General features: G+C 62.3%; 12 protein-coding genes, 1 tRNA gene, 1 rRNA gene and 1 pseudogene. 12 read left to right on the top strand and 3 right to left on the bottom strand.

The annotated features are described in order from the left end of the window. Window positions 1–9: 9 nt before the first annotated feature. Window positions 10–126 (top strand): 5S ribosomal RNA (gene rrf, locus F7D08_RS06545). A 246-nt stretch (window positions 127–372) separates the two neighbouring features. Here the strand turns inward: rrf and F7D08_RS06540 are convergent. Both F7D08_RS06540 and F7D08_RS06535 read right to left on the bottom strand, forming a co-directional pair. Next, the gene (locus F7D08_RS06540; protein WP_152209845.1) at window positions 373–1227 is read right to left on the bottom strand and encodes a PucR family transcriptional regulator; all 855 of its coding nucleotides are present in this window, start codon (window positions 1225–1227) and stop codon (window positions 373–375) included. Between the two features lie 29 nt (window positions 1228–1256). Next, on the bottom strand, window positions 1257–3356 hold the full coding sequence (locus F7D08_RS06535; protein WP_404979657.1) for a DUF6020 family protein: 2100 nt from the start codon (window positions 3354–3356) through the stop codon (window positions 1257–1259). 197 nt (window positions 3357–3553) lie between these two features. On the opposite strand from F7D08_RS06535, the gene F7D08_RS06530 reads away from it, so the two are divergent. Beyond that, a complete protein-coding gene (locus tag F7D08_RS06530; protein WP_152209843.1) occupies window positions 3554–4453 on the top strand; it encodes a biotin--[acetyl-CoA-carboxylase] ligase in 900 nt (299 codons plus the stop codon). Window positions 4454–4687: 234 nt separating this feature from the next. Here F7D08_RS06530 and F7D08_RS06525 read toward each other — a convergent pair whose 3' ends face one another. Next, window positions 4688–5287: a biotin transporter BioY gene (locus F7D08_RS06525; protein WP_152209842.1), complete on the bottom strand. Its 600-nt coding sequence runs from the start codon at window positions 5285–5287 to the stop codon at window positions 4688–4690. A gap of 432 nt (window positions 5288–5719) precedes the next feature. On the opposite strand from F7D08_RS06525, the gene F7D08_RS06520 reads away from it, so the two are divergent. The 10 genes and pseudogenes from F7D08_RS06520 to F7D08_RS06475 all read left to right on the top strand — a co-directional run bounded on the left by F7D08_RS06520 (window position 5720) and on the right by F7D08_RS06475 (window position 26315). Beyond that, complete coding sequence (locus F7D08_RS06520) at window positions 5720–7603, top strand: ATP-binding protein (RefSeq protein ID WP_152209841.1); 1884 nt, start codon at window positions 5720–5722, stop codon at window positions 7601–7603. Beyond that, window positions 7596–9242, top strand: a complete 1647-nt coding sequence (locus F7D08_RS06515) for an acyl-CoA carboxylase subunit beta (RefSeq protein WP_152209840.1) — start codon at window positions 7596–7598, stop codon at window positions 9240–9242. Before F7D08_RS06520 ends, F7D08_RS06515 begins: the two co-directional genes overlap by 8 nt. A gap of 36 nt (window positions 9243–9278) precedes the next feature. Continuing rightward, window positions 9279–16644 (top strand): annotated as a pseudogene (locus F7D08_RS06510) (fatty acid synthase subunit beta domain-containing protein); the annotation flags it as partial. After that, window positions 16632–18752 carry a beta-ketoacyl synthase N-terminal-like domain-containing protein gene (locus F7D08_RS09965; RefSeq protein WP_452082086.1) on the top strand — a complete coding sequence of 707 codons (2121 nt, stop codon included), beginning with the start codon at window positions 16632–16634 and terminating at the stop codon, window positions 18750–18752. The pseudogene F7D08_RS06510 and the gene F7D08_RS09965, both read left to right, overlap by 13 nt. A gap of 445 nt (window positions 18753–19197) precedes the next feature. Continuing rightward, window positions 19198–19725: a holo-ACP synthase gene (locus F7D08_RS06505; protein ID WP_152209838.1), complete on the top strand. Its 528-nt coding sequence runs from the start codon at window positions 19198–19200 to the stop codon at window positions 19723–19725. 126 nt (window positions 19726–19851) lie between these two features. Next, window positions 19852–21819 carry an alpha-amylase family protein gene (locus tag F7D08_RS06500; protein ID WP_152209837.1) on the top strand — a complete coding sequence of 656 codons (1968 nt, stop codon included), beginning with the start codon at window positions 19852–19854 and terminating at the stop codon, window positions 21817–21819. 138 nt (window positions 21820–21957) lie between these two features. Next, window positions 21958–22031 (top strand) — tRNA-Gly (locus F7D08_RS06495). 109 nt (window positions 22032–22140) lie between these two features. Continuing rightward, window positions 22141–22812 carry a hypothetical protein gene (locus tag F7D08_RS06490; RefSeq protein ID WP_152209836.1) on the top strand — a complete coding sequence of 224 codons (672 nt, stop codon included), beginning with the start codon at window positions 22141–22143 and terminating at the stop codon, window positions 22810–22812. A 141-nt stretch (window positions 22813–22953) separates the two neighbouring features. Then, window positions 22954–23223 carry a 30S ribosomal protein S15 gene (gene rpsO / locus F7D08_RS06485; RefSeq protein WP_044089619.1) on the top strand — a complete coding sequence of 90 codons (270 nt, stop codon included), beginning with the start codon at window positions 22954–22956 and terminating at the stop codon, window positions 23221–23223. A gap of 311 nt (window positions 23224–23534) precedes the next feature. Beyond that, window positions 23535–26315: a polyribonucleotide nucleotidyltransferase gene (locus F7D08_RS06475; protein ID WP_152209835.1), complete on the top strand. Its 2781-nt coding sequence runs from the start codon at window positions 23535–23537 to the stop codon at window positions 26313–26315. Window positions 26316–26969 lie beyond the last annotated feature (654 nt).

Raw genomic sequence — 26969 nt, 5'->3', positions numbered from 1 at the left:
TTGAAGATTTGCGGCGGTCATGGCCCAGGGGAGACGCCCGGTCCCATTCCGAACCCGGAAGCTAAGGCCTGGCACGGCGATGGTACTGCACCCGACAGGGTGTGGGAGAGTAGCACACCGCCGCATTTAACGTTGAGGAAAGCCCGATACCACGAAGGTACCGGGCCTTCCCGTATACGCGCAGGAAACCGCACAACACACAATCCTCAGACTTGCACATACTCAACCAGCACGATGGATTGCCATCTGGCCAGTATCTTATGATGCTCATTGCTGTGTGTGCGCATATGCGCATAAATGACAGTAACGGCCCTCTACGGATTCATCTTCCGTAGAGGGCCGTTGCATTGGCTGGCGGAGATTGCTGAGCCGTCAGACGGCCATATGGCCCAACGCAATCGCGCAGGAGAGCACAAACGCCTCGCGCGGATCAGTCGCATCCCAGCCTGTCGATTCGGCAGCACGCTTCAGACGATAACGAATCGTATTCGGATGCACATTCAGCTCTTTGGCGGCCGTCTCCAATGAGCCGCCATATTTCAGAAACGTCGATACGGTCAGCAACGTCGGATCATCCGGCCCTGCGGCAGCCAAGCTGCCATACACCACGTTCACGAGCTCTTCGCGTGCATCAGGGTCGCCGATCATCGCACGTTCAGGCAAGGCATCGTCATTGCGAAGCGGACGCGGCAGCTGCGGCACCGCGGCAGCCAGCGCAGGCGCGGCCTGCAGACAGTACAGAGCCATACGCATCGATTTCATTGCGCCTTCCGCGCCACTGCGCTGCGGACCTAATGCCAGAGGGCGGGTATCGTCGAACTCCGACGCGATCGTATTGCAGATTACCTCAGGCGTAGCGGCACCGACAGGTCGGATCAGCGCGACGACCACGGTATTGGACTTATTCGCGCGCCCACTATCATCAGCGTTCGGAACAACCGGATTGCCCATGGCATGTTCCGCCGTCAAACAGGTGCCAGCGAAATCGGAAACGATTTTTTCGATGGACTTGCGCGTCCGTGCCGAAGACCGTGCGGGGTACCCGGCGATGGCATAGCAATCGAACTCGCCATCGAATCCAAGCAGCGTGAACAGCGAGGTTACGCGCTGATCGGAGAGTTCGTTGAACAGACATTCGAAAAGAACCTTGCGAATCCGATCCACAGCGGAAACGTCATTGGCGTCGGCTGCGTCGGCGGCGAGAAGATCAAGAAAGTCTGAAGGCATACCCAATAGTGTAAACCTTGATTCTTGAGCTATGCAGTTGCCTTTGCCATACTTTCGCCGGCGGCCAGCTCGGCGCGCGACTCACGCCAATACGTGAGCGCCACAAAGCCGAATACGAATGCCACGGGCAGCATGTGCCGTTCGAAATTATTGGCCGGCGCGGTGATCATCACGCCCATCAGCAGCAGCAGCGGAATATGCGTCATCAGGGTGAGCCAACGGCGGCGAATCACTTCCGCAGCGCCGATCAGCAGCGTCAACACCACATAGAAATTGCCATGCGTAGGCCAGCCGATCACTGGGATCCAGCCCCAGGCTTTGGCGAAGCCGGCGATACGTTCGCGCCAATCATGGTTGTACGACTTGATCCACGCCGAGTTTTTCTGCACATAATCACTGGACACGTAGTAGCCCATGGACACATACGGCTGATCGGTCACGTTGAAGTAGCCGAAGCATTTGGCCAGCAGCGCATCGAGCGCGATGATCGGATTGTCTTTGACGATGTCCAACCAGGCCTTATTGAAGTTCGCCATGTCATCCGGGGTCACCGTGCGCCACTTGTAGCTGACCTTTTTGGCCTGAATGCCGGAGGATTTCACCGGGTCGGCGTCCTGCTGGGAGTAGGCGTCGGCCATCTGATCCTTGTTGAACACGGGGGAGAGGTTCCTCATGGCCTCATCCGAAATGCCATCCGGATTGCGCTGGGCCACGCGCGCGATCATCTGCAGTTGCACGCCGCGGCTTTCGATCGGGTCGCCGCCGATGATCATATTCGAGGAAATGGCATAGGCGATGCCGCCGTGGATCAGCACGGTTGGGATGAGCAGCGCCGCCACATAGGTGGTCCAGCGGCGGCGGTCGGCAATGATGGCCAGTACGATTTGCAAGGCGATGATGTACCACGCGTATTTGGCGGAAATCAGCATGACCGATGTAGCTAGGATAAAGGCGATGAAGCTGTGGCGCGGCAGCGTGGCGGCCGGCCTCCACGTTTGCGTGAGCTCGTACCAGATGCCGAACCACCAGACGAACGCGAATGCGAACAGTGGTGATTTGGTGAGCGAAATAGTGGCGAACACGGCCAGTGGGCACGCCATGAAGAACAGGAGAATCAGGAATCGGGCCAATCCGCCGGCCTGCTGAGGGGTTGCCGAAGCCTTGGCCCGGGCGGCGACGGCGGCATCGTGCGCATCGGCATCGGTGGCGGCGCCCATCCACGGCCGGTTCAGGAATCGATGGGAGGCGGCGGCGCAGCAGAACACGGCGAACAGCATCTGCAGGGCGGCGAGCACCACGATGCCGGCATCGTTCGAGCCGGTCACATACCGTGATAACGAGGCTGTGGCACCGTAAATCAACGTCAGCACGATATTGTGCTGGTCGGTCAGATACGTGGGGTTGGAAGGCCACATGTAATGCGCGGTGGGGTAGATGTCCATCGGCACGAACGAGAAGAATCCGATATAGGGCTGTTTCAATCCCGTCCACTGATTCCATGCCCAGCTGAATTCGCGGATCTGCGAGCGGATGTCCGCACCGAACGCGGCGAGCAATGTCGTGGGAATCCATAGCCAGCCGATGAAGAACACCAGCAGCAGCTTCCAGAACCGGCTCGTGCCGCGGACAATCCAACGGTTGCAGAACATCAGCGCACGTGCCATGGTTGCGGCGATGCGCTGAGGTGAAAGATCGATGTGATGCTTGCGCGTACGCTCAGGCTTGGATTCGCCGGCGGATTCGGCCACGGAGCTGGATTGCTGGGAAGCCGCCGCACTCGCGAGGAACCGCTGCCTTGTTCGCTGCAGTCGCTTGCTCAGTTGATCGGGCAGCACATGGCCGAGCTTGGCAAACCGTACCAGAGCGATGATAATGCCGATATAGATGACGAACGAGCCAATGAAGATCGCGGTATTCGCCCAGTTCCAATGCGCGATGGTACCGGTTTCGAAATCCCAGTACAACGGGCCGACTGCCGTGCACAATGCCAGCCATAGGCAAGCCAATACCGCCAAAGTCCAACGCGCGATGGAGCCGAGACGGGCCCATCGCGGATGAGCATGGCCTTGGATGGGCGCAGCGGAAGGCTGACCTGCGGTGGTGGGCTTGGCAATGGCTGGTGACGTCATGTCAGTCAATGGTAGCCGCACACGCGAACGGCAAGGCAACCAACAAGGTATTGCGGTGCCGTTCGCGATGCCGGGCTGTGACTTTGCTCACCTGTGAACGTTCACATGGTGCTGATATGCCGAAAACCTTGATTTTGAGCCGTTTTTCGTGGAATTTTTGGGCTCTTCGGCGTCCATAATGCGGTAACGTTTTGCCCATGATGCTTGCACTACAGACCACAACGCCACAACTGCCGAAGACTGAGGCCATTGCGGATCGGATTGTCAGCGTTGCCGAGACCGATTCCACCAATGCGCTCGCCGCGCAGATGATCGCGGATGGGTCGCTGGTGGTGCCGTCTGCGGCTGCCGGCCCCGATGCCGGGCGGCTGCCCGTCGCTGTGGTGGTCGCCGACCGCCAAGTGGCGGGGCGAGGCCGCAACGGGCATACGTGGATCAGCCAGCCCGGTTGCTGCTCGACGATTTCCTATGTCGTGCGCATTCCGCGTGCCGTCGCATTGGATCCATCCGTGAACGGCTGGCTGCAGATGATCGCCGGATTGGCCACGGTCGATGCGCTCAATGGGATGATCGAGGAGTCCGGTGCCTCGATGGTCGATGCCGAGCATTTCCTGGAGCTCAAATGGCCGAACGATGTGTTCTGTCACGGACTCAAGCTCGGAGGCTTGCTGTCTGAAGTGGTGATGCTTCCCGCGTCTGAGGGTATTGATGATGTGGCGTTGGTGTTCGGCGTCGGTCTGAATCTGGCTCTGGACCCCAGCCGTTTGCCTACTGCGAAGTCCACGTCCTTGCAGCTGCATGCCACGGGGTTGCCGTCGTTCGATGTGATGCAGGATGCGGTGGCCGCTCGCGAGGTCGAGGGGCTGGGCAGGCGTTTGGCGCGGTTCGTTGCCGATCCGCAAGGTCAGGCTGAGTTGCTGCGCTCGGAAATGAAGGCCATATGCTGGGCCCGCGGCCGTGAGGTCGAAGCGCATTTCACCGACGGATCCACGTTGACCGGTAAGGCGATCGGCCTCGACGATGAGGCGTCTCTGGTGCTGCGCACGTCGGACGGTGTGGATCATATGGTGCATACGGCTGACGTCGGTGTGCTGTAATAGGCGTTGTTGTTCTAGTTGTTTTTAATTGTTGTTCTAGTTGTGTTCCCGGAGGCTTCCGTCAGCGCTCATAATTCCGGTGGAGAGGCCCAACCTCCCGAATTCCTTGCACTGAGCGTTCGTGAGTGCAAGAAATTCGGGGACAATGGGTCGATTTCCCGAATTCCTTGCGGTGATGGCTGCTCAGTGCAAGAAATTCGGGAGGAGCGGGATGATTTCCTGAATTCCTTGCACTCAGCGGCTGAGCTTGGTCAATCCGGTGGCAGCCAGGGCGGCGACCACGGCCTTGACGGCGTCTCCGGCGACGAAGCCCATCGAGGCCAGGGCCACGGCGGTGATGGGGGCGCCGGTCAGCGCGGACTGGACGAGGAAACCGAACATGTACACCACGGCGACACCGCCGATGATGGCGGCGAACAGGTAACGGGCCGCAGTCAGTGCGGTGCGGGCGGTGGAAGTGGTGTCGGCCTTGCCGCGCAGCAGCGCGATCGCCACCACGCCCGGCAGGAAGCCGAAGATGAAGCCGGCGCTCGGGCCGACCAGGGCCATGGTGGAGGCACCGCCGGCGAACACCGGCAGTCCGATGGCGCCGGCGGCGATGTACAGTGCCAGTGCCGATCCGGCCTGACGCCAAGGCAGCATCAGACCGGCGAGCATCACCACAAACGTCTGCAGGGTAATCGGTACCGGAGTGCCCGGAATCGGGATTTCGCCGGCCGCGGCGGACAGCCACAGCAGCACGGCGAACAGCACCGGCTTCCAGGAGACCAAAGCGATGCGGCGAATGAATGATACGGTGGAGGCGGTGGGTGCCGCGGTGTGTGAAGTCTGCATGATGTTCCCCTTAGTCGCGCTACGGTTGCGCTGAGCGTGGCATATGCCGCGCGATATGCGCATGAATAATTGTGATTCTCTTGATCGTTGTGCCGGGATGCCTGCTGGGGATGCCGGCACAACGTGAGGAGCCTTCCCAACTGTGATTGCCATCGTACGGGTGTGCGGTTTCGTTCGGTTTCGTATCAAAATACAAATTTGGGAAATTATCTTTGTTGGTAATTGACGAATAATACAGTAGTGTCAACTTGGTTGTTGGATGATTGACGACTTGCGCAATCGTTGTAATTCCAGTGTTTTTGGCTGTCTCAACTTACCGGTTACGTAAGCGGAACCTACGCGGACGTTTGTTTGGGCTCTACAAAACCGGGTGAAAGCTTTTGTTCGGATGCCGATTGCCGAAGCCGGAGGACGCGAGGACAATCTGACGATATGACTCAAAGTGTCAAAAAATTACTGATCGCGAACCGAGGTGAAATCGCCCTTCGCGTAGTGCGCACGGCCAAGGAGATGGGGATCTCCACAGTGGCCGTGTATGCCGAACAGGACCGCAACAGCCGTTACGTGGACATGGCGGACGAAGCCTACCTGCTCTCCGGCGACACCTACAAGGACACGTACCTCAACGAAGACCTGCTCATCGACATCCTCCATCGTTCCGGGGCGAACGCCGTACACCCAGGCTACGGTTTCCTTTCCGAAGTGCCGAGCTTCGCACAGAAGGTCGAGGATGCCGGCGCGATTTGGGTGGGGCCGCATCACACCGCGCTGGTGGACCTTGGCGACAAGATCACCGCCCGCCGTGTGGCATTGCGCGCCAAAGTGCCGCCGGTGCCGGGCATCTCCGAACCCGTGACCGATGTGCGCACACTGCTCGACTTCGCGCACACCCACGGCTACCCGATCATGATGAAGCGCACCGACGGCGGTGGAGGCCACGGCATCACCGTGGTGCATGACGACGAGGAGCTGCGCCGCTTCTACACGAACCACGACGCACTACAGGGCGGCGACCTCGATGAATACTTCATCGAAAAGTTCGTGGACAAGGCCCGCCATGTGGAAACCCAGTCCGGCCGCGACTCACACGGCAACTTCACCGTGTATTCCACGCGCGACTGCTCGCTGCAGCGACGCAACCAGAAACTCGTGGAGGAGGCGCCGGCGCCGTTCCTGACCGAGGAAGTGGTATCGACGCTGGAGGAATACTCCCGCAGACTGTTCACCACCGTGGATTATGTGGGCCTCGGCACCTGCGAATTCATGGTGACGCCGAACGGCAAGGTGTACTTCCTTGAAGTCAATCCACGCCTGCAGGTGGAGCACACGGTCTCCGAAGAGGTCAGCGGACTCGATCTGGTGCGCGAACAACTGGTGATCGCTTCAGGCGGCGAACTAACTCACGCCCCCGAACCGCGCGGCCACAGCTTCGAGCTGCGCATCACCAGCGAGGATCCGGCAACCAACCTCACCCCGGGCTCCGGCACACTCGAAAAGATCCAATGGCCGGCGGGCCCGGGCGTGCGCATCGACACCGGCGTGGAGCAGGGCGATACGATCTCCCCGAAGTTCGATTCGATGATGGGCAAGGTGATCATCACCGCGCAGAACCGTCTTGACGCCGTGGCCCGAGTGCGCCGCGTACTCGACGAGCTGGTGATCGAAGGCGTGCCGACGCCGATCTCCCTGTACAAGGAGATCTTCCGCAACGATGACTTCACCGCCGAGCATGGCCATCCGTTCTCGGTGACCACCAAGTGGCTGGAGCGCACGTATCTGAACCGTGAGCCGAATTCCGCCCGTGCCGGCCAGCCGGCATCGCTGGGCGCCGCAATCGCCGGTGCTCCGGGAGCGGCCGCCGATGCCGCGGACAAGACCAAGTCCGAGACGTTCGTCATCGAGATGAACGATCGCCGCGTCAAGCTCACCGTGCCGCTCGACATCGTGGAGAACCTGACCGGCTCCGCCCGCGCCCGCAATGCCAAGCGCCCGACCCAGCCGCTGCGCGGTGCCGGATTGCACAACGTCGACTCCAGCGCGGCCAAGGTGAACGATGGTGCCAAATCCGGCATCATCGCCTCCCCGATGCAGGCCGTGGTGACGCGCATCAACGTGTCCGAAGGACAGCAGGTGGCCAAGGGCGACCTTTTGGTGGTGCTCGAATCCATGAAGATGGAGAACTACGTGTACGCACCCGCGGCCGGCGAAGTCAAGAAGATCTTCGTCAGCCCGGCCGACGGCGTGGAGGCCGGCGACACCCTGGTCACGCTCGACGTGACCGGCGGCAAGCAGCAGGAAGGCGGCAAGAATGACTGACATCATGGATTCGCCGGCGGTCAAAGCCGTGCAGGCCGCCGCCGGAACGGGAGCCTCCGCCTCCGCAGGCGCCGACGCCGCACAGCCGTCCACCCACCAGCCATTGCGCGCGGCCGTGGTCAAAGCCGCGGAACTGGCCCGCGCCGCCGAAGACCGCGCCCGCGACAAGCAGCATGCCAAAGGCAAGAAAACCGCGCGCGAACGCCTCGATCTGCTGTTCGACACCGGTTCGTTCGAGGAAATCGGACGATTCCAGGGCGGCAACATCGCCGGCGGCAACGCCGGGGCCGCGGTCATCACCGGATTCGGCCTCGTCTACGGTCGCAAAGTCGCCGTCTATGCGCAGGACTTCTCCGTCAAAGGTGGCACGTTGGGCACCGCGGAAGGTGAGAAAATCTGCCGACTGATGGATATGGCCATCGATCTCAAGGTGCCGATCGTGGCCATCGTGGACTCCGGCGGCGCCCGCATCCAGGAAGGCGTGGCCGCGCTCACCCAGTACGGCCGCATCTTCCGCAAAACCTGTGAGGCCAGCGGATTCGTGCCGCAGCTGAGCCTGATTCTCGGCCCCTGTGCCGGCGGCGCCGTCTACTGCCCGGCCCTGACCGACCTCATCATCATGACCCGCGAGAACTCGAACATGTTCGTCACCGGTCCGGACGTGGTCAAGGCAGCCACCGGTGAGACCATCTCGATGGCCGACCTCGGCGGCGGCGAAGTGCACAACAAGGTCTCCGGCGTGGCCCACTACCTCGGCGAAGACGAATCCGACGCCATCGACTACGCGCGCACCGTGCTCGCCTACCTGCCATCCAACGCGGACAGCCAGCCGCCGACCTACGCGTACGCCGCCACCCGCGCCGAACGCGACACCGCCAAGCGTCTCGCCGCCATCGTACCCGCCAACGAACGTCAGCCCTACGACATGCTCGACGTGATCCGCTGCATCACCGATTACGGCGAATTCGTGCAGGTGCAGGAACTCTTCGGTGCCTCGGCGCTTGTGGGATTCGCCTGCATCGAAGGCAAACCGGTGGGCATCGTGGCGAACCAGCCGAACGTGCGAGCCGGCATCCTCGATGTGGATTCCTCGGAGAAAGTCGCACGATTCGTGCGCCTGTGCGACGCCTTCAACCTACCGGTAGTGACCCTGGTGGATGTGCCCGGATACAAGCCGGGCTCCGATCAGGAGCACGCCGGCATCATCCGCCGCGGCGCCAAAGTGATCTACGCCTATGCCAACGCGCAGGTGCCACTGGTCACCGTGGTGCTGCGCAAGGCATTCGGCGGCGCCTACATCGTGATGGGCTCCAAGGCGATCGGCGCCGACCTGAATTTCGCGTGGCCCAGTTCGCAGATCGCGGTGCTCGGCGCTGCCGGCGCGGTGAACATCATCCATCGCCACGATCTGGCCAAGGCCAAGGCCGCTGGTCTTGATGTGGAGGCTCTACGAGCCAAATACATCAAGGATTACGAAACCAGCACGGTGAACGCGAACCTTTCGCTCGAAATCGGTCAGATCGACGCGATGATCGACCCCGAACAGACACGCGAGGTCATCATCGAATCGCTCGCCACGCTGGCCACCAAGCGGCGTGTGAAACGTACCACCAAACACCACGGCAACCAGCCGCTCTAAACGTTCAACCAACCCACCAACCTCAAGGAAACACCAATGACCACCTTCTTCCTTAATCGCCTGGCCGCTGAGCCGCATGCGCTCGCCTTCGCCGGACAGTCCACCCCGTGGCCGGTCGCACTCGCCGATCAGACCACCGATCCCAGCCTTGCCGATGCGCTGCACGCGCACGCCGAGGCCGCGAACCGACTGCTGACCCCGGTCGCCGCAGACCTGCTGGCCACCACCGGCCGCCCGGTCGATCTGTTCGCCTTCACGCCGAACCCGGCCAAGCTTGGCGCCGCGGCCGATGCCACCGCATCGGTGGAAGGCATCGCACTGACCCAGCTCGGCGCACTGCTCGATCTGGAGCATCTCGGCTACGAACTGTCGGCCGCGCACCCGGTCGCCGTGCTCGGTCACTCGCAGGGTGTGCTTGCCGTGCACATGGCCCGAGCCATTGAAGAAGCCGGTTCCGTCGAAGGCGCTGCTGACGCACTTAATGAAATCCTGGCTACTGCGGCATTGATCGGTGCCGCCGGCACCCGCCGCGTGCGCGCGCTGGGACTCGCCCCCAAGTATGGCGACGCCAGCCCGATGCTCTCCGTCAAGGGAGCCAACAAGGCACAGGTCGAGGCGCTGATCGCGCGCGTGGCCGAATCCGGTCGCGCCCATGGCCCAATCTCCATCGCCGTCACCAACTCCACGAACCATTACGTGCTGTCCGGATACCCCGAGGATCTGGCCGCGTTCGCCGTGGAAACCGAGCGTGAACACAAGCATCAGGCCAAGCTGCGCGAACAGAAGCTGCGCGGCGGCACCGTGTTCAACCCCACCCTGGAATACCTGGAAGTCACCCTGCCGTTCCACTCGCCGCTGATGGGCGAGGCTGTCGAACGGACCGTGGCATGGGCGGCTGCTTGCGGATTCGATCAGGATCGTGCCCGCGCGCTCGCCGAGGAAGTGCTCATTAATCACGTGGACTGGAACGCCCGCGTCAAGCAGCTGCTGGAAGCCTCTGAAAACCCGGCCAAACTGTGGATTGTGGATTTGGGGCCGGGCAATACGCTCGGCAAGCTTATCGGCAACGTGGTGCAGGGCACCGGCGTTGGTGTGGTGGAAGCCACCACGCTGGCCGAACGCGCCGCGCTCTCCACATTGGAAGGCGAGCCCCAGCGTACGCAGAACTGGAAGACGTTCGCGCCGCGCGTGATCAGCACGCCGGCCGGCGACAAGCTCGTCACCAAGTTCTCCCGTCTCACAGGCAAGCCGCCGGTGCTGCTGCCCGGCATGACGCCGACCACCGTGGATCCGGAGATCGTGGCTGCGGCCGCCAACGCCGGCTACTGGGCCGAGCTCGCAGGCGGTGGCCAGGTGACCGCCGAAGTGTTCGACCGCCATGTGGCCGCGCTCGAGGAACAGCTCGAAGAAGGTCGCACGGTGGAATTCAATGCCATGTTCATGGACCGCTACCTGTGGAACCTGCAGTTCGGCTCCTCCCGCATCGTGCCGAAGAAGCGTCAGTCCGGCGCCCCGATTGATGGTGTGGTGGTCTCCGCCGGCATTCCCGAGTTGGACGAGGCTGTGACGCTGATCAAGCAGCTGCATGCCGACGGTCTGCCATACGTGAGCTTCAAGCCCGGCACCGTGGACCAGATCCGCCAGGTGGTGGCCATCGCCAAGGCCGTGGCGCCCGCCACCATCATGATCCAGGTGGAAGGCGGCGAAGCCGGTGGCCACCACAGCTGGGAGGCTCTGGATGATCTGCTGGCCGCCACCTACGCCGACGTGCGCGCCTGCGAGAATCTGGTGCTCGTGGCCGGCGGTGGCATCGGCACCCCTGAACGCGCCGCCGACTACATTTCCGGCCAGTGGGCCCGCGCCTACGGTCTGCCGGATATGCCGGTGGATGGCGTACTTGTGGGCACTGCCGTGATGACCGCCAAGGAAGCGCACACCAGCCCTGAAGTCAAGCAATTGCTGGTCAAGACGCCGGGCATTGCCGGAGCTGCGGCCGCCGGCGATGGTGTCGAAGGCGCCACTGCCGACGTGTTCGCGCCGCAGTCCGCGCACTGGGTGCCGTCCGGCAAGTCCGTGGGTGGTGTCTCCTCTGGCCTGAGCCACCTGCATGCGGACATCTACGAACTGGAAAACGCTTCCGCCGAGTGCGGTCGACTGTTGGTGCGCGTGATGAAGCACCCGGAGGAATTGGATTCCCGTCGTGAGGAGATTATCGCCGCGCTGGACAAGACCGCCAAGCCGTACTTCGGCGACCTTGCCTCCATGACCTATCTGGAATGGGCGCAGCGCTTCGCCGATCTCGCCTTCCCATGGGTCGATCCCACGTATGCCGACCGCTTCCAGCACCTGCTCGAGCGCATCGAAGCCCGCGTCAATCGCACCGATTCCGGCGAATTCACCTCTAAACTGTTCGCTGAAGCTGATGCCACTGCCGAAGAGGCTGCCGCGGTCGGACTGTTGACTCGCGCCGATGTGGCTGCCGACCCATCCGCAGCACTCGCCAAGCTGGCCGAGGTCTACCCACGTACTACTGAACTCAAGGTGGTACCTGCGGATGTGGCCTGGTTCCCAGTGCTCGTGCGTGAATACCCGAAGCCAATGCCGTTCGTGCCGGTCATCGACAACGATCTGCTGCGCTGGTGGGGTCAGGATCAGCTCTGGCAGTCCGAAGATGCGCGGTATTCCGCTGATTCCGTGCGTGCCATTCCCGGCCCTATCTCCGTGGCCGGCATCACCACCGTGGACGAGCCGGTTGCCTCGATTCTTGGTCGCTTCGAGCATGCCGCCATCGAGCGCGCCAAGGAGGCGGAGTCTGGCGAAGCTGAGTCCGAAGCCAACGATTTCGCCGCGCTCGGCGAAGCGACCTCCGCCGAGGACTTCATCCGCAAGTCCCCGAACATCTCTTGGGTCGGCCACATCACCGACAATCCCGCCTACGGTACTGCCCTGGGCGACAAGCACTACGAGATTCGCGCATTCGATGCCGCAGCCGGCAAGTACGACCTCGACATCCATCTCGATACCTTCTGGGACAACGACCCGGACGGCGGCGCCTCCAAGCACGCCGTGCGCGACATCGTCATCCCGCTGATCGTGGACGGCGCTGAGCCCGGCCGCGTGCCGGTCGTGGACCGTGAACGACTGATTCCGGACGTGTACGCGATGCTTGCCGCCACCGCAGGCATCGGCAACACCGCCATCACCGGCGACAAGCTCGCCGCAATGCCTCAGATCGTGGCCGCCGCCGATCGCGTATTCGGCGAAGCACATACCACCTACACCCTGTCCGCCAACCTCGGCTTCGATCATGAGGCGGCCACCGGCGGTGCGCTGCCGGCCGATTTGCAGCCCAGCCGCATCGCCCCCGACGCGCTGGTCGGCCCGGCCTGGCCGGCGATCTACGCGGCGCTCGGTTCCGTGTCCGTCAACGGCTACCCAGTCATTGAGGGCTTGCTCAACGCCGTGCATCTCGACCATCTCATCGAACTTGAGGTTGATGAGGACGAGCTGCTGCGCCACGTCGGCGAAACCGTCACACTGGCTTCCTGGGCGGAGGATTACTTCGAATCCGCCTCCGGCCGCGTGGTCACCATCCATGTGACCCACACCGCCGCCGACGGCACGCTGCTCGCCCGTGAAACCGAACGTTTCGCCATCCGCGGCCGCGTCTACTCCGACGCGCTGCCGACCGACGCCCCTGAATTCGGCGACGCCGAGCATGACGAGATTGAGCCTACGCCGAGGCGTCTGCTGCGCCGCGTCAAGGTCACCGCCCCCGGCGACATGACCGCATTCGCCCGCACCTCCGGCGACTTCAACCCGATCCACACCTCCACGCGCGGCGCTCGCATCTCCGGGCTGCAGGCTCCGCTTGTGCACGGCATGTGGCTCTCCGCCACCGCCCAGCACGCGGTGCAGGCCACCGACGAGAAGGGTGCGCACTACGAGATTGCCGGCTGGACCTACAACATGTACGGCATGGTCCAGCTGAACGATCAGGTGGAGATCTCCGTGGAACGCGTCGGCAAGGTAAGCCACGGCGGCATGGCCCTCGAAGTCACCTGCCGTATCGACGGCCAGCTCGTCTCCCGCGGCACCGCATTGGTGCGCGCGCCTCGCGCCGCCTTCGTCTACCCCGGCCAGGGCATCCAGAAGCAAGGCATGGTGCTGGACGAGCGTGCCAAGTCCGCCGCGGCCCGCGACGTGTGGGAGCGCGCCGACAAGCTCACCCGATCCAAGCTGGGCTTCTCGATCATCGGCCTCGTGCGCGATAACCCGAAGGAACTGACCGCCAACGGCGTCACCTACCGCCATCCTGAAGGCCTGCTCAACCTGACCCAGTTCACCCAGGTGGCGCTCGCCACCGTGGCCTTCGCCCAGACCGCTCGTCTGCGCGAAGCCGGTGCCGATATCTGGCCCGCCTACTTCGCCGGCCATTCGCTCGGCGAATACAATGCGCTCTCCGCATTCGCCGGCGTGATCCCACTGGAAACCGTGCTCGAACTCGTGTTCCACCGCGGCTCCACGATGCATCACCTGATCGATCGCGATGCCCAGGGCCGCTCCAACTACCGCATGGGAGCCCTGCGACCGAACCAGTTCGGCGTGGATGACGCTCACGTGAAGGAATACGTGGAATCCGTGGCCAAGAAGAGCGGCGAATTCCTGCAGATCGTGAACTACAACCTTGCCGGCCAGCAGTACGCCATCGCCGGTACCATCGCCGGTCTCAAGGCATTGAAGGCCGACGCCGCCCGCCGAGTCGCCGAATACGGCGGCAAGCCGGCGTTCATGCTGGTGCCGGGCATCGACGTGCCGTTCCACTCCACCCTACTCAGGAAGGGTGTGCCGGAGTTCCGCGACAAGCTCGACGCATTGCTGCCGCAGCACATCGACTACCGTGGCCGCTTGGTCGGCCGCTACATTCCGAACCTGGTGGCCACACCGTTCGAGATGACCAAGGAATTCGCGGCGAAGATTCTCGAAGTCGTGCCGTCCGAGCGCATCCGCGAGGCTCTGGAGAACCCGGCTGTGTGGGATTCCTACGCCGCCGACGACCAGAAGCTCGGCCGCTTGTTGCTGACCGAACTGCTCTCCTGGCAGTTCGCATCCCCGGTGCGTTGGATCGAAACCCAGGCGCTGCTCTTCGGCTCGCGAACCGCTGGCGGCCTCGGCGTTGAGGAATACGTGGAAGTCGGCCTCGGCAACGCGCCTACACTCGCCAACCTCGGTGCCAAGACCCTGCGTCTGCCTGAATTCGCTGGTGTTGACACCGTGGTCTACAACGTGGGCCGCGATGAAGGCCGCGTCTACATGACTGATACCGATTCCCTGGTGCCCGAGGAAGATTCCGAAGAGACTGCGCCCTCAGCTCCGGTTGAGACCGCTCCCGCTGGCGGATCCGCCGTCGCCAAGCTCGGCTCCGGCGTTGCCCCTGCCAAGGATCCTACCGTTGAAGGGAATGCTGCCGCTGCGGCTCCTGTGCCTGCTCCTGCCGCCGGTGCTCCTAGTGGTGCTGCCGTCGAGGATCTCCCCTTCAAGGCATCCGACGCCATCGGTGTGCTCATGGCCTACTCCGCCAAGGTGCGCCTCGACCAGATTGGCAGCACCGACACCACCGACACCTTGACCAACGGCGTCTCTTCCCGTCGTAACCAGCTGCTGATGGATATCAGTTCCGAACTGGGCGTGGCCAGTGTGGATGGCGCTGCCGAGGCGACGCTGGTGCAGCTTGCGCAAATCGTCAACAAGGCCGCCCCGAACTACAAGCCGTTCGGTGCTGTGCTGTCCGAAGCGCTGCGCGATCGTCTGCGTGCTCTGTTCGGTGCCGCTGGCGTTAAGCAGCAGTACATTCGCGACCGTGTGACCAACGTCTGGCAGCTCGGCGAAGGTTGGGTGGCCAGCGTGCTTGCCGCGCTGCTACTCGACACCCGTGAAGGTGCCAGCTCCCGTGGCGGCGACTTGGCCAAGCTGCCAACCGCAGCCGTGCAGTCCAAGGCCGAAGCCGATAAGCTCATCGATGCTGCCGTACAGGCCGTCGCCCAGCTCAAGGGTGTTTCGGTTGCCCTGCCGTCCGCAGGCGGCGCGGCCGGTGGTGCTGTGGTGGATTCTGCGGCGCTTGATGCCTTCGCTGAGAAGGTCACTGGTTCCAACGGCGTGCTTGCCGCCACGGCTCGCTTCGTGCTGAACGAGCTCGGCGTGGCCGCTCCGGTGCCGGAAGAGTCCGAGGATGAGAATGCGGCCGTGGTGGCTGCGGTCGAAGCCGAACTTGGCTCCGACTGGCCCAAGCAGGTTGAACCTCGCTTCGATGCGAACAAGGCCATCCTCTTTGACGACCGTTGGGCTTCCGCGCGCGAGGATCTGGCGCGTGCCTATTACAACCGCGACGCCTCCACGCTTGCCGGCAGCTTCATCGGCCTCGGCAAGACCATCGCCGACGAAGCCACTTGGTTCGCTGACCATGCGGCCGACAATGATCTCAAGGCCGCCTTCCAAAAGGTCGCTGCCGAAGCCCTCGAGCCGGCTGCTTCTGATGCTGCCGCATCCCGCTTCGCGAACGACATCGCCATCGTGACCGGTGTGAGCCCGAACTCAATCGCCGCGCAGGTGGTCGAAGGTCTGCTTGCCGGCGGTGCCACCGTGGTGGCCACCTCGCACAGCTTCAAGCCATCCGTCAAGGCATGGGCCAAGCAGGCCTACCGCGAGCACGCCACCGGCAATGCCAAGCTGTGGCTGGTGCCGGCCAACCTTTCCAGCTACCGCGATGTGGATGCGCTGGTCGACTGGGTGGGCCACGAGCAAAAGAAGACCTCCGGTGCCACCACAACCATCCTGAAGCCCGCGTGGGAGCCGACTCTGTTCTTCCCGTTCGCCGCTCCGCCGGTGCATGGCACACTGGCCGATGCCGGCGACCTGTTCGAATCCCAGGCACGACTCATGCTCTGGGGCGTGGAACGCGCGATCGCTGGCCTGTCCAAGATCGGTGCAGACACCAACGTGCAGCACAAGCTGCACGTGGTGCTGCCCGGCTCCCCGAACCGTGGCGTCTTCGGCGGTGACGGTGCTTATGGCGAAGTCAAGTCCGCCTTCGATGCCGTGGTGAATCGTGCCCGTGCCGAGCGCGATGCATGGGCCGGCCGCGTGACCTTCGCCCACCCGAAGATCGGCTGGGTGCGCGGCACCGGCCTGATGGGCGGCAACGATCCGCTGGTCAACGTGGTGGAGCGTCACGGCATCCACACCTATTCCACCGCGCAGATTGCAGCCAAGCTGCTTGATCTGTGCACCGCGGAATCGCGTGCGGAAGCCATCAAGGCACCGCTCGACGTGGACCTGACCGGTGGCCTCGGCTCCGAGCCCATCGACATCAAGGCCCTGCGCGCGGAGGCCATGGCGGATGCCGAGAAGGAAGCTTCCTCGAATGAGGAATCGGATGAGGAAAGCAGTGCCATCGCTGCGTCCCTCAAGGCTCTGCCTACACCAATCGTCACCAAGCAGGCGCATGTCGACCTGGCCGACTGGCAGGGCGTCACCGCCAAGCCGGAGGACGAAATCGTCATCGTGTCCATCGGCGAACTCGGACCGTGGGGTTCCGGCCGCACTCGTGCCGAAGCCGAACTGGGCATCCATTCGGATGGTGAAGTCGACCTGAGCGCCGGCGCGGTGCTTGAACTGGCCTGGAACATGGGCCTACTGACCTGGGCTGACAGCCCGAAGCCAGGCTGGTACGACACCGACGGCAACCTGGTGCCTGAAGAGGATATCGCCGAGCGCTACCACGACGAGGTCGTGGCCCGCTCCGGCATCCGTCCATTCGAGGAAGGCATGGGTAACGACTACAAGGATGGCGCTGACGAAGAGGAAGCCGAGGTCTTCCTGGACCACGATGTCACCTTCTCCGTGCCGAGCCGCGAAGTCGCCGAAGAATACGTCAAGCTGGACGCCAAGCACACCACCATTGCCCCGGACGCCGAATCCGGCGAATGGAATGTGACCCGCCACGCCGGCTCGATGATTCGCGTGCCGCGTCGCGCCACGATGACCCGCACGGTCGGCGGCCAGTTCCCGAAGGGCTTCGACCCGACCCGCTGGGGTATTCCGGCATCGATGGTCGGCGACGTGGACAAGATCGCACTGTGGAACATCGTCACTACCGTGGACGCCTACCTGAACGCGGGCTTCACTCCGGCTGAAATCCTGCAGTCGATTCACCCGTCGTTGGTCGCCTCCACGCAGGGTACAGGCTTCGGTGGCATGGCTTCGATGCGCAAGCTCTACCTCGACCGCTTCCTCAACCATGAGATTCCGACCGACATTCTGCAGGAAGCTCTGCCGAACGTGGTGGCCGCGCATGTGATGCAGTCCTACATCGGCGGCTACGGCAACATGATTCAGCCGGTCTCCGCCTGCGCCACCGCCGCGGTCTCCCTCGAAGAAGGCGTCGACAAGATCGCGCTCGGCAAGGCCGATTTCGTGGTCACCGGCGCAATCGACGACATCGGCGTGGAATCCGTGATTGGCTTCGGCAACATGAACGCCACCGCCAACTCCGCCGAAATGTACGGCAAGGGCATCGACGCGCGCTTCTTCTCCCGTGCGAACGACCGTCGTCGTGGCGGCTTCCTGGAATCCCAGGGCGGCGGCACGATCTTGGTGACCCGCGGCGACATCGCCGAAAAGCTCGGTCTGCCGGTCGCGGCCGTGGTCGGCTTCATCCACAGCTATGCCGACGGTGCGCACACCTCGATTCCGGCTCCGGGCCTTGGCGCTCTGGCGGCAGGCCTCGGTGGCCGCGAGTCCAAGCTGGTGCGCGATCTGGCCGCGCTGGGCGTCTCCGCGGACGATATCGCCGTGGTCTCCAAGCACGATACGTCCACGAATGCCAACGATCCGAACGAATCCGAGCTGCACAACACGCTGGCCCACGCAATCGGCCGCACGGACGGCAACCCGCTGTTCGTGATCTCCCAGAAGACGCTCACCGGCCACGCCAAGGGCGGTGCCTGCATCTTCCAGGTCAACGGCCTGACCCAGCTGTTCAAGTCCGGCGTGATTCCGGCGAACGCGTCGCTCGACTGCGTCGATCCGAAGTTGCAGCGTGATGACCACATGGTCTGGTTGCGCAAGCCGCTGCGCATCGGCGGCGGTGAAGACCAGTTTGGCCGCGAGACCACTGGTCGCCCGGTCAAGGCCGGTCTGGCCACATCGCTTGGCTTCGGCCATGTGTCCGGTTTCGTGGCGCTGGTCCATCCTGGTGCTTTCGAAGCCGCCGTGGCCAAGGCCGATGGTGAGGAGGCTCTGGCCAAGTGGCGTGAACGCGCCAACGAGCGCCTCGCCGCTGGCCAGCGCCACCTCGAGGAAGGCATGATGGGTCGCGCCGCGCTCTACGAGCCGATCGACAACCGTCGCTTCCATGAGGATCACCGCGGCTATGATCACCACGAAGTCGAAAAGGCGATGCTGCTGAATCCTGATGCTCGCCTCGGTGAATCTGGCTTCTACGAAGCCTGATTCAGACGGCTCCCATCAGGATTCCTTCGCGGGACACCTGTGGTATGTCCCGCTCATTTCGCCTACGGGAAACCCATTGGGTTTCCCGCTTTACGGCTCAGCCTGATGCTTGACCTCGTAACGCTGCGGAAACCCCTCTTCGGAGGGGTTTCTGCGTTGGAAGGGGTACATTGGCTCTGTTGCGGAATGCTATCTGCTTTGCGAGGGGTATCTGATCCGTGTGAGTCCGTCTATAAACGGCATTCCCATAACGCTGTTTCAACGTTTTGGGGCTGCTGCTACTTGGGCAACAACCCCTCGCAAAGCAGATAGACCTCCGACGGTCCGAGAATGTACCCCTCGTAAGCGAGATATGACGCGCTGCAAGTTCAGCACGTAGCATTGCCTCGGTGGGAGCATGTGACAATCGTTCCTAAACGTGTATTGACGATGGACAATAGAAATCATGAACACATATGGTCTGGGACATGACGTGGTCGATGTCGCCGCATTCGCCGAGCAGCTGGCCGAACCGGGGTCGCATATGCGCTCGCTGTTCTCCGTGCGCGAGCTACGTCAGGCCGCCGAGCGTGCGCGGCTCAAAAACGATGGCGAAGCTGTGCATCTGGCCGCCAAGTGGGCTGGCAAGGAGGCGTTCCTCAAAGCGTGGTGCGAGGCGCTGGGGGAGCGGTCCTACCCGTTCACGCTGGACAACTTCCCGTGGCGCGAAGTGGAAGTCCTCGATGATTCGCGTGGAGTGCCGCATGTGATGCTTTCCGGCGTAGTTGCTCGTGCTTTCCGTGAGCTGACGGTTGATTGCGGTGGATCTTCTCGTGATGATGTGCGAAATCCCAAGAGCGATTATGCAAACGATGGAGATATTGTCAGTAATTCAGTCTCCCAAACTGATTACGCGGGTTCGATTCCCGTCATCCACATTTCCCTGAGTCACGATGGCCCGATTGCCTCGGCTGTGGTCGCGCTTGCCGATTGAACGAGCCGCTGCAATACGCGAAATAGCACGGTGTGTCGCGCATACCGCTGTCGAACCGGTTCGATATTATAGGCATCAACGTCAAACGGTTGACGCGGGCAAAAGAATGGGACGAAGGAGTTTCCGATGGCTCAGGGTAACCAATCGGTACAAGAAACAACCACCGCAGCCAAGGCCAAGACTGCAAAAACAGTGAAGACGGCCACGCGATCGACGGCAAAGCGCGCAGTCTCGACGAAGTCCGGCGCCGCAGCCAAGCGCCATACTCCAAGCCCGGTCTTTCTCTCCCGCCTCGACTCCCGTAAGGAAGAGCTCGAGACCCTCTTCATGAGCCTGTACGGCGAGCGCGCAACCGCCGCCGAAGACTTCAACGCGCTCCTCGAATCCATGGCCGCCGCCTACGCCGACCGCCCAACCGATCTGAAGCGCCTCGACAAGACCCGCGAACAAGATCCCGAATGGTACAAGCGCGGCGACATGTTCGGCATGACCATGTACACCGACCTCTTCGCCGGCGACCTGAAGAAGCTTGCCGACAAGATTCCGTACCTGAAGGAGCAGAAGCTCACCTACCTGCACCTGATGCCGCTGCTGCAGATGCCGCACCCGAACAACGACGGCGGCTATGCGGTCGAGGACTTCGACAATGTGGATCCGAAGCTCGGCACCAACGAGGACCTCGCCGCCCTCGCCAAGAAACTGCGCCGCGCCGGCATCAGCCTGTGCATCGACTTCGTAATGAACCACACTGCCTCCACCCACCGCTGGGCCAAGGCCGCGCAGGCCGGCGACCCCGAATACCAGGACTACTACTTCTGCTACGACGACCGCACGGTTCCGGACGAGTATGACGCCCACGTGCCGCAGGTCTTCCCGAACACCGCGCCGGGCAACTTCAGCTGGAACGAGCAGATGAACAAGTGGGTGATGACCCAGTTCTACCCGTTCCAGTGGGATCTGAACTACCGTAACCCCAAGGTGCTCGTGGCCATGATGGGCTCCGTGATGCATCTGGCCAACCTTGGTGTGGAGGTCTTCCGCATCGACGCCGTGCCGTACATCTGGAAGGAGCTCGGCACCAACTGCCGCAACCTGCCGCAGGTACACACCATCGTGCGCATGCTGCGCATTATCCTCGAATGCGTCTGCCCGGCGGTCGTGCTCAAGGGCGAAGTGGTGATGGCTCCCAAGGAGCTCGCCGCCTACTTCGGCACCCCGGAAGCCCCCGAGTGCCACATGCTCTACAACGTGTCCATCATGGTGAACCTGTGGAGCGCGCTCGCCAGCCGCGACGTGCGCCTGCTCAAGAACCAGATCGACCAGTTCGACGCCCTGCCCGACAACTGCTGGTTCGTCAATTACCTGCGCTGCCATGACGACATCGGCTGGGGTCTCGATGAGGACGTGGAACGCTACCTCGACATCGACCCGCTCAAGCACAAGGAATTCCTGTACCACTTCTACGAGGGCGCAGTGCCTGGCAGCTGGTCGATGGGCGAGCTCTACAACTACGACGAAGCCACCCGCGACGCCCGCAGCTGCGGCACCACCGCCTCCCTCACCGGCATCGAAAAGGCCATCATCACGCACGACAAGCCGCTGCTCGAGACCTCCATCAAGCGCGACCTGCTGATGCACCAGACCATGGCGTTCCTGCGTGGCTTCCCGATGCTCAACTGTGGTGATGAGATCGGCCAGCTCAACGGCTGGGATTACAAGGAAGACCCCGATCGCGTGGAGGACAGCCGCAACCTGCACCGCAGCAAGTTCGATTGGGACAAGGCCGCACTGCGCAAGAAGGCAGGCACGCTCCAGAACCGACTGTTCAAGGGCATGGAAGGCCTGCGCGAAGAGCGTCATGACCCCTGCTTCGCTCCGGACGCCTGGGTCTCCACCTGGGACACCTTCAACGATGCCGTGCTCGCCGTGGTCCGCAAGGTCGATGACGCCGTGCTGGTCGGTCTGTTCAACTTCTCCGAACTCGAGCAGCACGTTCACCTGAACGCCGGTGCCGATGAGCAAGGCAACGCCGTAATCAAGGAGCCGCTCGACGCCGACCTCGCCCCATACGAGGCCCGCTTCATCCACCTGTGATTTCAGCGTGACTACGTACCTGTGCCGAGGCTTCTCCGTCATCGGGAACCTCGGCGCAGGACTTTGTAGACAGACGGGCTTGCCGCTTTCGGCGATTTGTGTATAATGTCTCAAGTCGCCAAAAGCGACGCCCTACACGCGGATGTAGCTCAATGGTAGAGCCTCAGTCTTCCAAACTGATTACGCGGGTTCGATTCCCGTCATCCGCTCCACTTGAAAGCCGGCGAATTATCGCCGGTTTTTTGTTATGTGGCGACCCGCTATTAATGTGGTCGTTGCAGATAAAGCAGTGTGAATCAGACGCAGTCGGTGAGGCGGTGCATGAACAGGGAACCCAACGAGGCTATCGAAGTGGTGGGCGGCAAAGTGGAGACCGTTGAGGTTTCCAAGCACCCCGAGGCTTCGATTCCGGTCAGCGACCTGTCGCTGGCGGACATCGAACGTCGGCGCTCGCATCCGATGCGCTGGGTGGCCATCATCGTGGGCGTGCTGGCCGCAATCATCGCACCGTACTGGTTCGGCCGCACGTTGGCCGTCAACAACACCGACGCCATCATCTCCATGTTCAATGGCGTAGCGCCGCAGGGTATCGCGCTGATCGGCTGGGTGGCCGTGGTGATCACCTACGTGGGCCTGGCGATGGCGGTGGTCGTCTCGCCATCCTGGCCCTGGCTGATCGTATTCGTGCTGGGTCTCGCCTTCGAGCAATTCATCGCGGGCCTGAGCATGCTCAACCTGAACTTCTGGTATTCCACCTATGTGGTGTACGGCGATCAGTCGGCCCTGGCCAACGCGGCAAACCTCGGCATTCTGTCCGCGGCCATCGGCATCGCCGTGTATGCCGTGATCTTCGTAGGCCTACTGGTCGTCATCAAGAAAAGCTCGCCGCTCAATGTGCTCACCAAAAGCTGGGCAAGCTTCATTCTGTACTTTGTGATTGAGACGTTGGCGCTGTTCGTCGTACTGTTCGGCGGGCTGCTGACCGCTGTGTGATTACTTGATTGCTGCGGATGCTCTGTGCGGTCCGCACCCTGCCGTAAAGTATCCATTTGGCGTGATTTCGCCCGCGGATAGAGAGCGTTTCGAGCGAGCCCGCACGGAACACCGCGCAACGACACAATTAAGGAGGATGCCGTGGCACTGACGGCTGAAGAGAAGACCCAGATTATCAACGAGTACGCAACGCACGAAGGTGACACCGGTTCCCCCGAGGTCCAGGTTGCCCTCCTGTCCAAGCGTATCTCCGACCTGACCGAGCACCTGAAGCAGCACAAGCACGACCACCACTCCCGTCGCGGCATGCAGCTCATGATCGGTGATCGTCGTCGTCTGCTTGACTACCTCAAGGGCGTTGACATCAACCGTTACCGCTCCCTCATCGAGCGTCTGGGTCTGCGTCGATAATTTCAGACTTCCGCCCGAGTACCTACAATGGTGCTCGGGCGTTTTACATACGCCAGCCAACGGCAACAACAGCAAGAGGGTTAGAGGATAGGCCGCAAACAAGCACTGTGCTGCATTACGCAAATCAAGCCAAGTGCCGATGTTCAGATAGGCAAGGCCGAAAAGAGAACCCGAATGAATGGGTTGACACGAGGAAACGGTGGCCAAGGGGCCAGCCGAAACACGGTATGTGACGTCCGCTGAAGAGGACATGCGGCGCGAAGCCGCAACTGTATGTAGGAATAACAGATAAGTAAAAAAGGAGGAACCCTATGGAGGGTCCCGAAATCAAGGCCGTTGAGGCCGTAATCGATAATGGATCGTTCGGCAAGCGCACGCTGCGCTTCGAGACCGGCCGCCTTGCACAGCAGGCTGATGGTGCTGTGGCCGCCTACCTCGACGACGATTCGATGATTCTGTCCACCACCACCGCCGGCTCCAGCCCGAAGGAGAACTACGATTTCTTCCCGCTGACCGTCGACGTGGAAGAGAAGATGTACGCAGCCGGCAAGATTCCGGGCTCCTTCTTCCGTCGTGAGGGCCGTCCGAGCTCCGAGGCCATCCTCGCCTGCCGCATCATCGACCGCCCGCTGCGCCCGCTGTTCCCGCACACCCTGCGCAACGAAGTGCAGGTCGTCGAGACCGTGCTCGCCGTGAACCCGGATGACGCTTACGACGTCATCGCCCTGAACGCCGCCTCCGCCTCCACCATGATCTCCGGTCTGCCGTTCTCCGGCCCGGTTTCCGGTGTGCGCCTGGCTCTGATCGACGGTCAGTGGGTCGCCTTCCCGCGCTGGAGCGAGCGCGAGCGCGCCGTGTTCGAGATTGTGGTCGCCGGCCGTGTGATCGAGAACGGCGACGTCGCCATCGCCATGATTGAGGCCGGCGCCGGCAAGAACGCCTGGCATCTCATCTACGACGAGGGCCAGACCAAGCCGGACGAGACCGTCGTGGCTCAGGGTCTCGAGGCCGCCAAGCCGTTCATCAAGGTGATCTGCGAGGCTCAGAACGAGCTCAAGGAGAAGGCCGCCAAGGAAACCAAGGAATTCGAGCTCTTCCCGGAGTACACCGACGAGCTGTACTCCCGCATCGACGAGATCGCCCACAAGGATCTGGACGAAGCCCTCTCCATCGCCGAGAAGCTGCCGCGTCAGGATCGCATCCACGAGATCAAGGAACACGTGCGCGAGGTGCTCGCCAACGAGTTCCCGGAGCTGGACGACGCCGAGAAGGACAAGGAACTCGGCAACGCCTTCAAGGAGCTGCAGCGCCAGATCGTGCGTCGCCGCATCCTGACCCAGGACTACCGCATCGATGGCCGTGGCTTGCGCGACATCCGCACCCTGTCCGCCGAAGTGGACATCGTGCCCCGCGTGCACGGCTCCGCCCTGTTCCAGCGCGGCGAAACCCAGATCCTGGGCGTCACCACCCTGAACATGCTCAAGATGGAGCAGCAGATCGACGCTCTGAGCGGTCCGCAGTCCAAGCGCTACATGCACAACTACGAGATGCCGCCGTACTCCACCGGTGAGACCGGCCGCGTCGGCTCCCCGAAGCGCCGCGAAATCGGCCACGGCGCCCTCGCCGAGAAGGCTCTCGTGCCGGTGCTGCCGAGCCGCGAAGAGTTCCCGTACGCCATTCGTCAGGTCTCCGAGGCTATTGGTTCCAACGGCTCCACCTCCATGGGCTCCGTGTGCGCCTCCACCCTGTCCCTGCTCGCCGCCGGCGTGCCGCTGAAGGCTCCGGTTGCTGGCATCGCCATGGGTCTGGTCTCCGGCGACGTTGACGGCAAGCACATCTACAAGACCCTGACCGATATCCTGGGTGCTGAGGATGCCTTCGGCGACATGGACTTCAAGGTGGCAGGCACCTCCGAGTTCATCACCGCCCTGCAGCTCGACACCAAGCTCGACGGCATTCCGGCCGACATCCTGGCCGCCGCTCTGCAGCAGGCCAAGGAAGCTCGTACCACCATTCTCGAGGTCATCAACGAGTGCATCGATGGCCCGGCTGAGATGAGCGAGTACGCTCCGCGCATCATCACCACCACCGTTCCGGTTGAGAAGATCGGCGAAGTCATCGGCCCGAAGGGCAAGATGATCAACCAGATCCAGGAAGACACCGGTGCTGAGATCGCCATCGAGGATGACGGCACCGTCTTCATCTCCTCCGAGGGCGGCGAGGCCGCTGAGAAGGCCAAGCAGATCATCGACTCCATCGCCAACCCGCATGTGCCGCAGGCCGGCGAGACCTACAACGGCAAGGTCGTGAAGACCACCTCCTTCGGTGCTTTCGTGAACCTCACCCCGGGTACCGACGGTCTGCTGCACATCTCCCAGATCCGCAACCTCGCCAATGGTGAGCGCATCGACTCCGTGGAAGACGTGCTCAAGGAAGGCGACAACGTCGAGGTCGTCGTGCAGGGCGTTGACGACCGAGGCAAGATCTCCCTGGCAATTCCGGGCTTCGAGGATCAGGAGAACAACGCTGGTTCTCGTGGCGGCGCTCGCTCCGAGCGTGGCGATCGCGACGATCGTCGCGGTGGCCGTGGCTCCCGTGACGATCGCCGTCGTGGTGGCCGTGGCGGCCGTGATTTCGATCGCGACGACCACGATTTCGACCGTGACGATCGCGATGAGGATCGTCCGCGTCGCCGCCGCCCGGTCGACCATGATGACCGCGACTTCGATGACGATTACGATGATCGTCCGCGTCGCCGCCGCTCCGCTGATCGTGATGACCGCGACTTCGACCGTGACGATGATCGTGATGAGGATCGCCGTGGTTCCCGTGGTGGTCGCGGCCGTGGCTTTGACCGCGACGACCGTGATGATCGTGATGAGGATCGTCCGCGTCGCCGCCGCTCCTCCGATCGTGGTTTCGATCGCGACGACCGTCGTTCCTCCGGCCGTGGTGGTCGCGGCCGTGGCTCTGACCGCAACCCGCGTTACGCCACCGACGACAACTACGACGATTACCGCGCCGATCGCGAAGAGCGCTCCGAGCGTCCGCGTCGTCGCGTCCGCCGCGACTTTGATCCGTTCGAGGACTGATGTCCTCTCACGGATCCGTCGCGGCGTAGCCGCTCCCCTCACCTACGGGGAACCCACCGGGTTCCCCGCTTGACGATTCGGCATTCGAGGACTGATCCACTCCGATTCCCCTCGCTGAGAGGACTATCGGCTAGCTGACCAATGCCTGTGCGCTGCGTTACATTTCGCAGTGCACAGGCTTTTTTCGTCTCGCGAAGCGCCATAGATGTGCCGTAAAGCTCTGAAATGTGCGTCGTTCAAGGGACGCAACTGTAAAAGAGCCGATATTGCAGTTGCGTCCCATCGTGGAGAAAATCCTCATTTTCAAGAATGGCGGAATTCCAATGATTTGTGATTTGGAGTTTTGGGACGCAATTGCAATAAAGGGTGATTTGTGGTTGCATCCCCGGCCTGAACGGGATGCAACCGCAAATCACGCAATTATGCAGTTGCATCCCACGAATACTTCCTCAAGCGCATTCCGCTGAGACTCCCTCGAGTGCATTTACCCGCTTATATGACGTGTGAGCTTCAATCCGTGATTCCACTGCCTACTGCGCTGGCATGCACAGAAAACCACCCGCAATAAGCCCTTATCCACATTTGTTGTGCATAACCCACGGCATGTCGGAGAAGCTCGAACCACATACCTCGATTTGGCTTTTCTCTGCATGC

It is taken from the genome of Bifidobacterium cebidarum, from assembly GCF_009193305.1.
Lineage (GTDB): Bacteria > Actinomycetota > Actinomycetes > Actinomycetales > Bifidobacteriaceae > Bifidobacterium > Bifidobacterium cebidarum.
The sequence above is the reverse complement of the archived record's forward strand: the minus strand, read 5'-3'. Positions and strand labels throughout refer to the sequence as shown.

Excerpts from the sequence above, each read along its gene's own strand:
- F7D08_RS06525 (WP_152209842.1), bottom strand. The coding sequence starts at position 5,287 with ATGCAGACTTCACACACCGCGGCACCCACCGCCTCCACCGTATCATTC.
- F7D08_RS06475 (WP_152209835.1), top strand. The coding sequence starts at position 23,535 with ATGGAGGGTCCCGAAATCAAGGCCGTTGAGGCCGTAATCGATAATGGA.
- F7D08_RS06535 (WP_404979657.1), bottom strand. The coding sequence starts at position 3,356 with ATGACGTCACCAGCCATTGCCAAGCCCACCACCGCAGGTCAGCCTTCC.
- F7D08_RS06530 (WP_152209843.1), top strand. The coding sequence starts at position 3,554 with ATGATGCTTGCACTACAGACCACAACGCCACAACTGCCGAAGACTGAG.
- F7D08_RS06500 (WP_152209837.1), top strand. The coding sequence starts at position 19,852 with ATGGCTCAGGGTAACCAATCGGTACAAGAAACAACCACCGCAGCCAAG.
- F7D08_RS06540 (WP_152209845.1), bottom strand. The coding sequence starts at position 1,227 with ATGCCTTCAGACTTTCTTGATCTTCTCGCCGCCGACGCAGCCGACGCC.
- F7D08_RS06520 (WP_152209841.1), top strand. The coding sequence starts at position 5,720 with ATGACTCAAAGTGTCAAAAAATTACTGATCGCGAACCGAGGTGAAATC.
- F7D08_RS09965 (WP_452082086.1), top strand. The coding sequence starts at position 16,632 with ATGGCGGATGCCGAGAAGGAAGCTTCCTCGAATGAGGAATCGGATGAG.
- F7D08_RS06505 (WP_152209838.1), top strand. The coding sequence starts at position 19,198 with ATGAACACATATGGTCTGGGACATGACGTGGTCGATGTCGCCGCATTC.
- F7D08_RS06515 (WP_152209840.1), top strand. The coding sequence starts at position 7,596 with ATGACTGACATCATGGATTCGCCGGCGGTCAAAGCCGTGCAGGCCGCC.
- F7D08_RS06490 (WP_152209836.1), top strand. The coding sequence starts at position 22,141 with ATGAACAGGGAACCCAACGAGGCTATCGAAGTGGTGGGCGGCAAAGTG.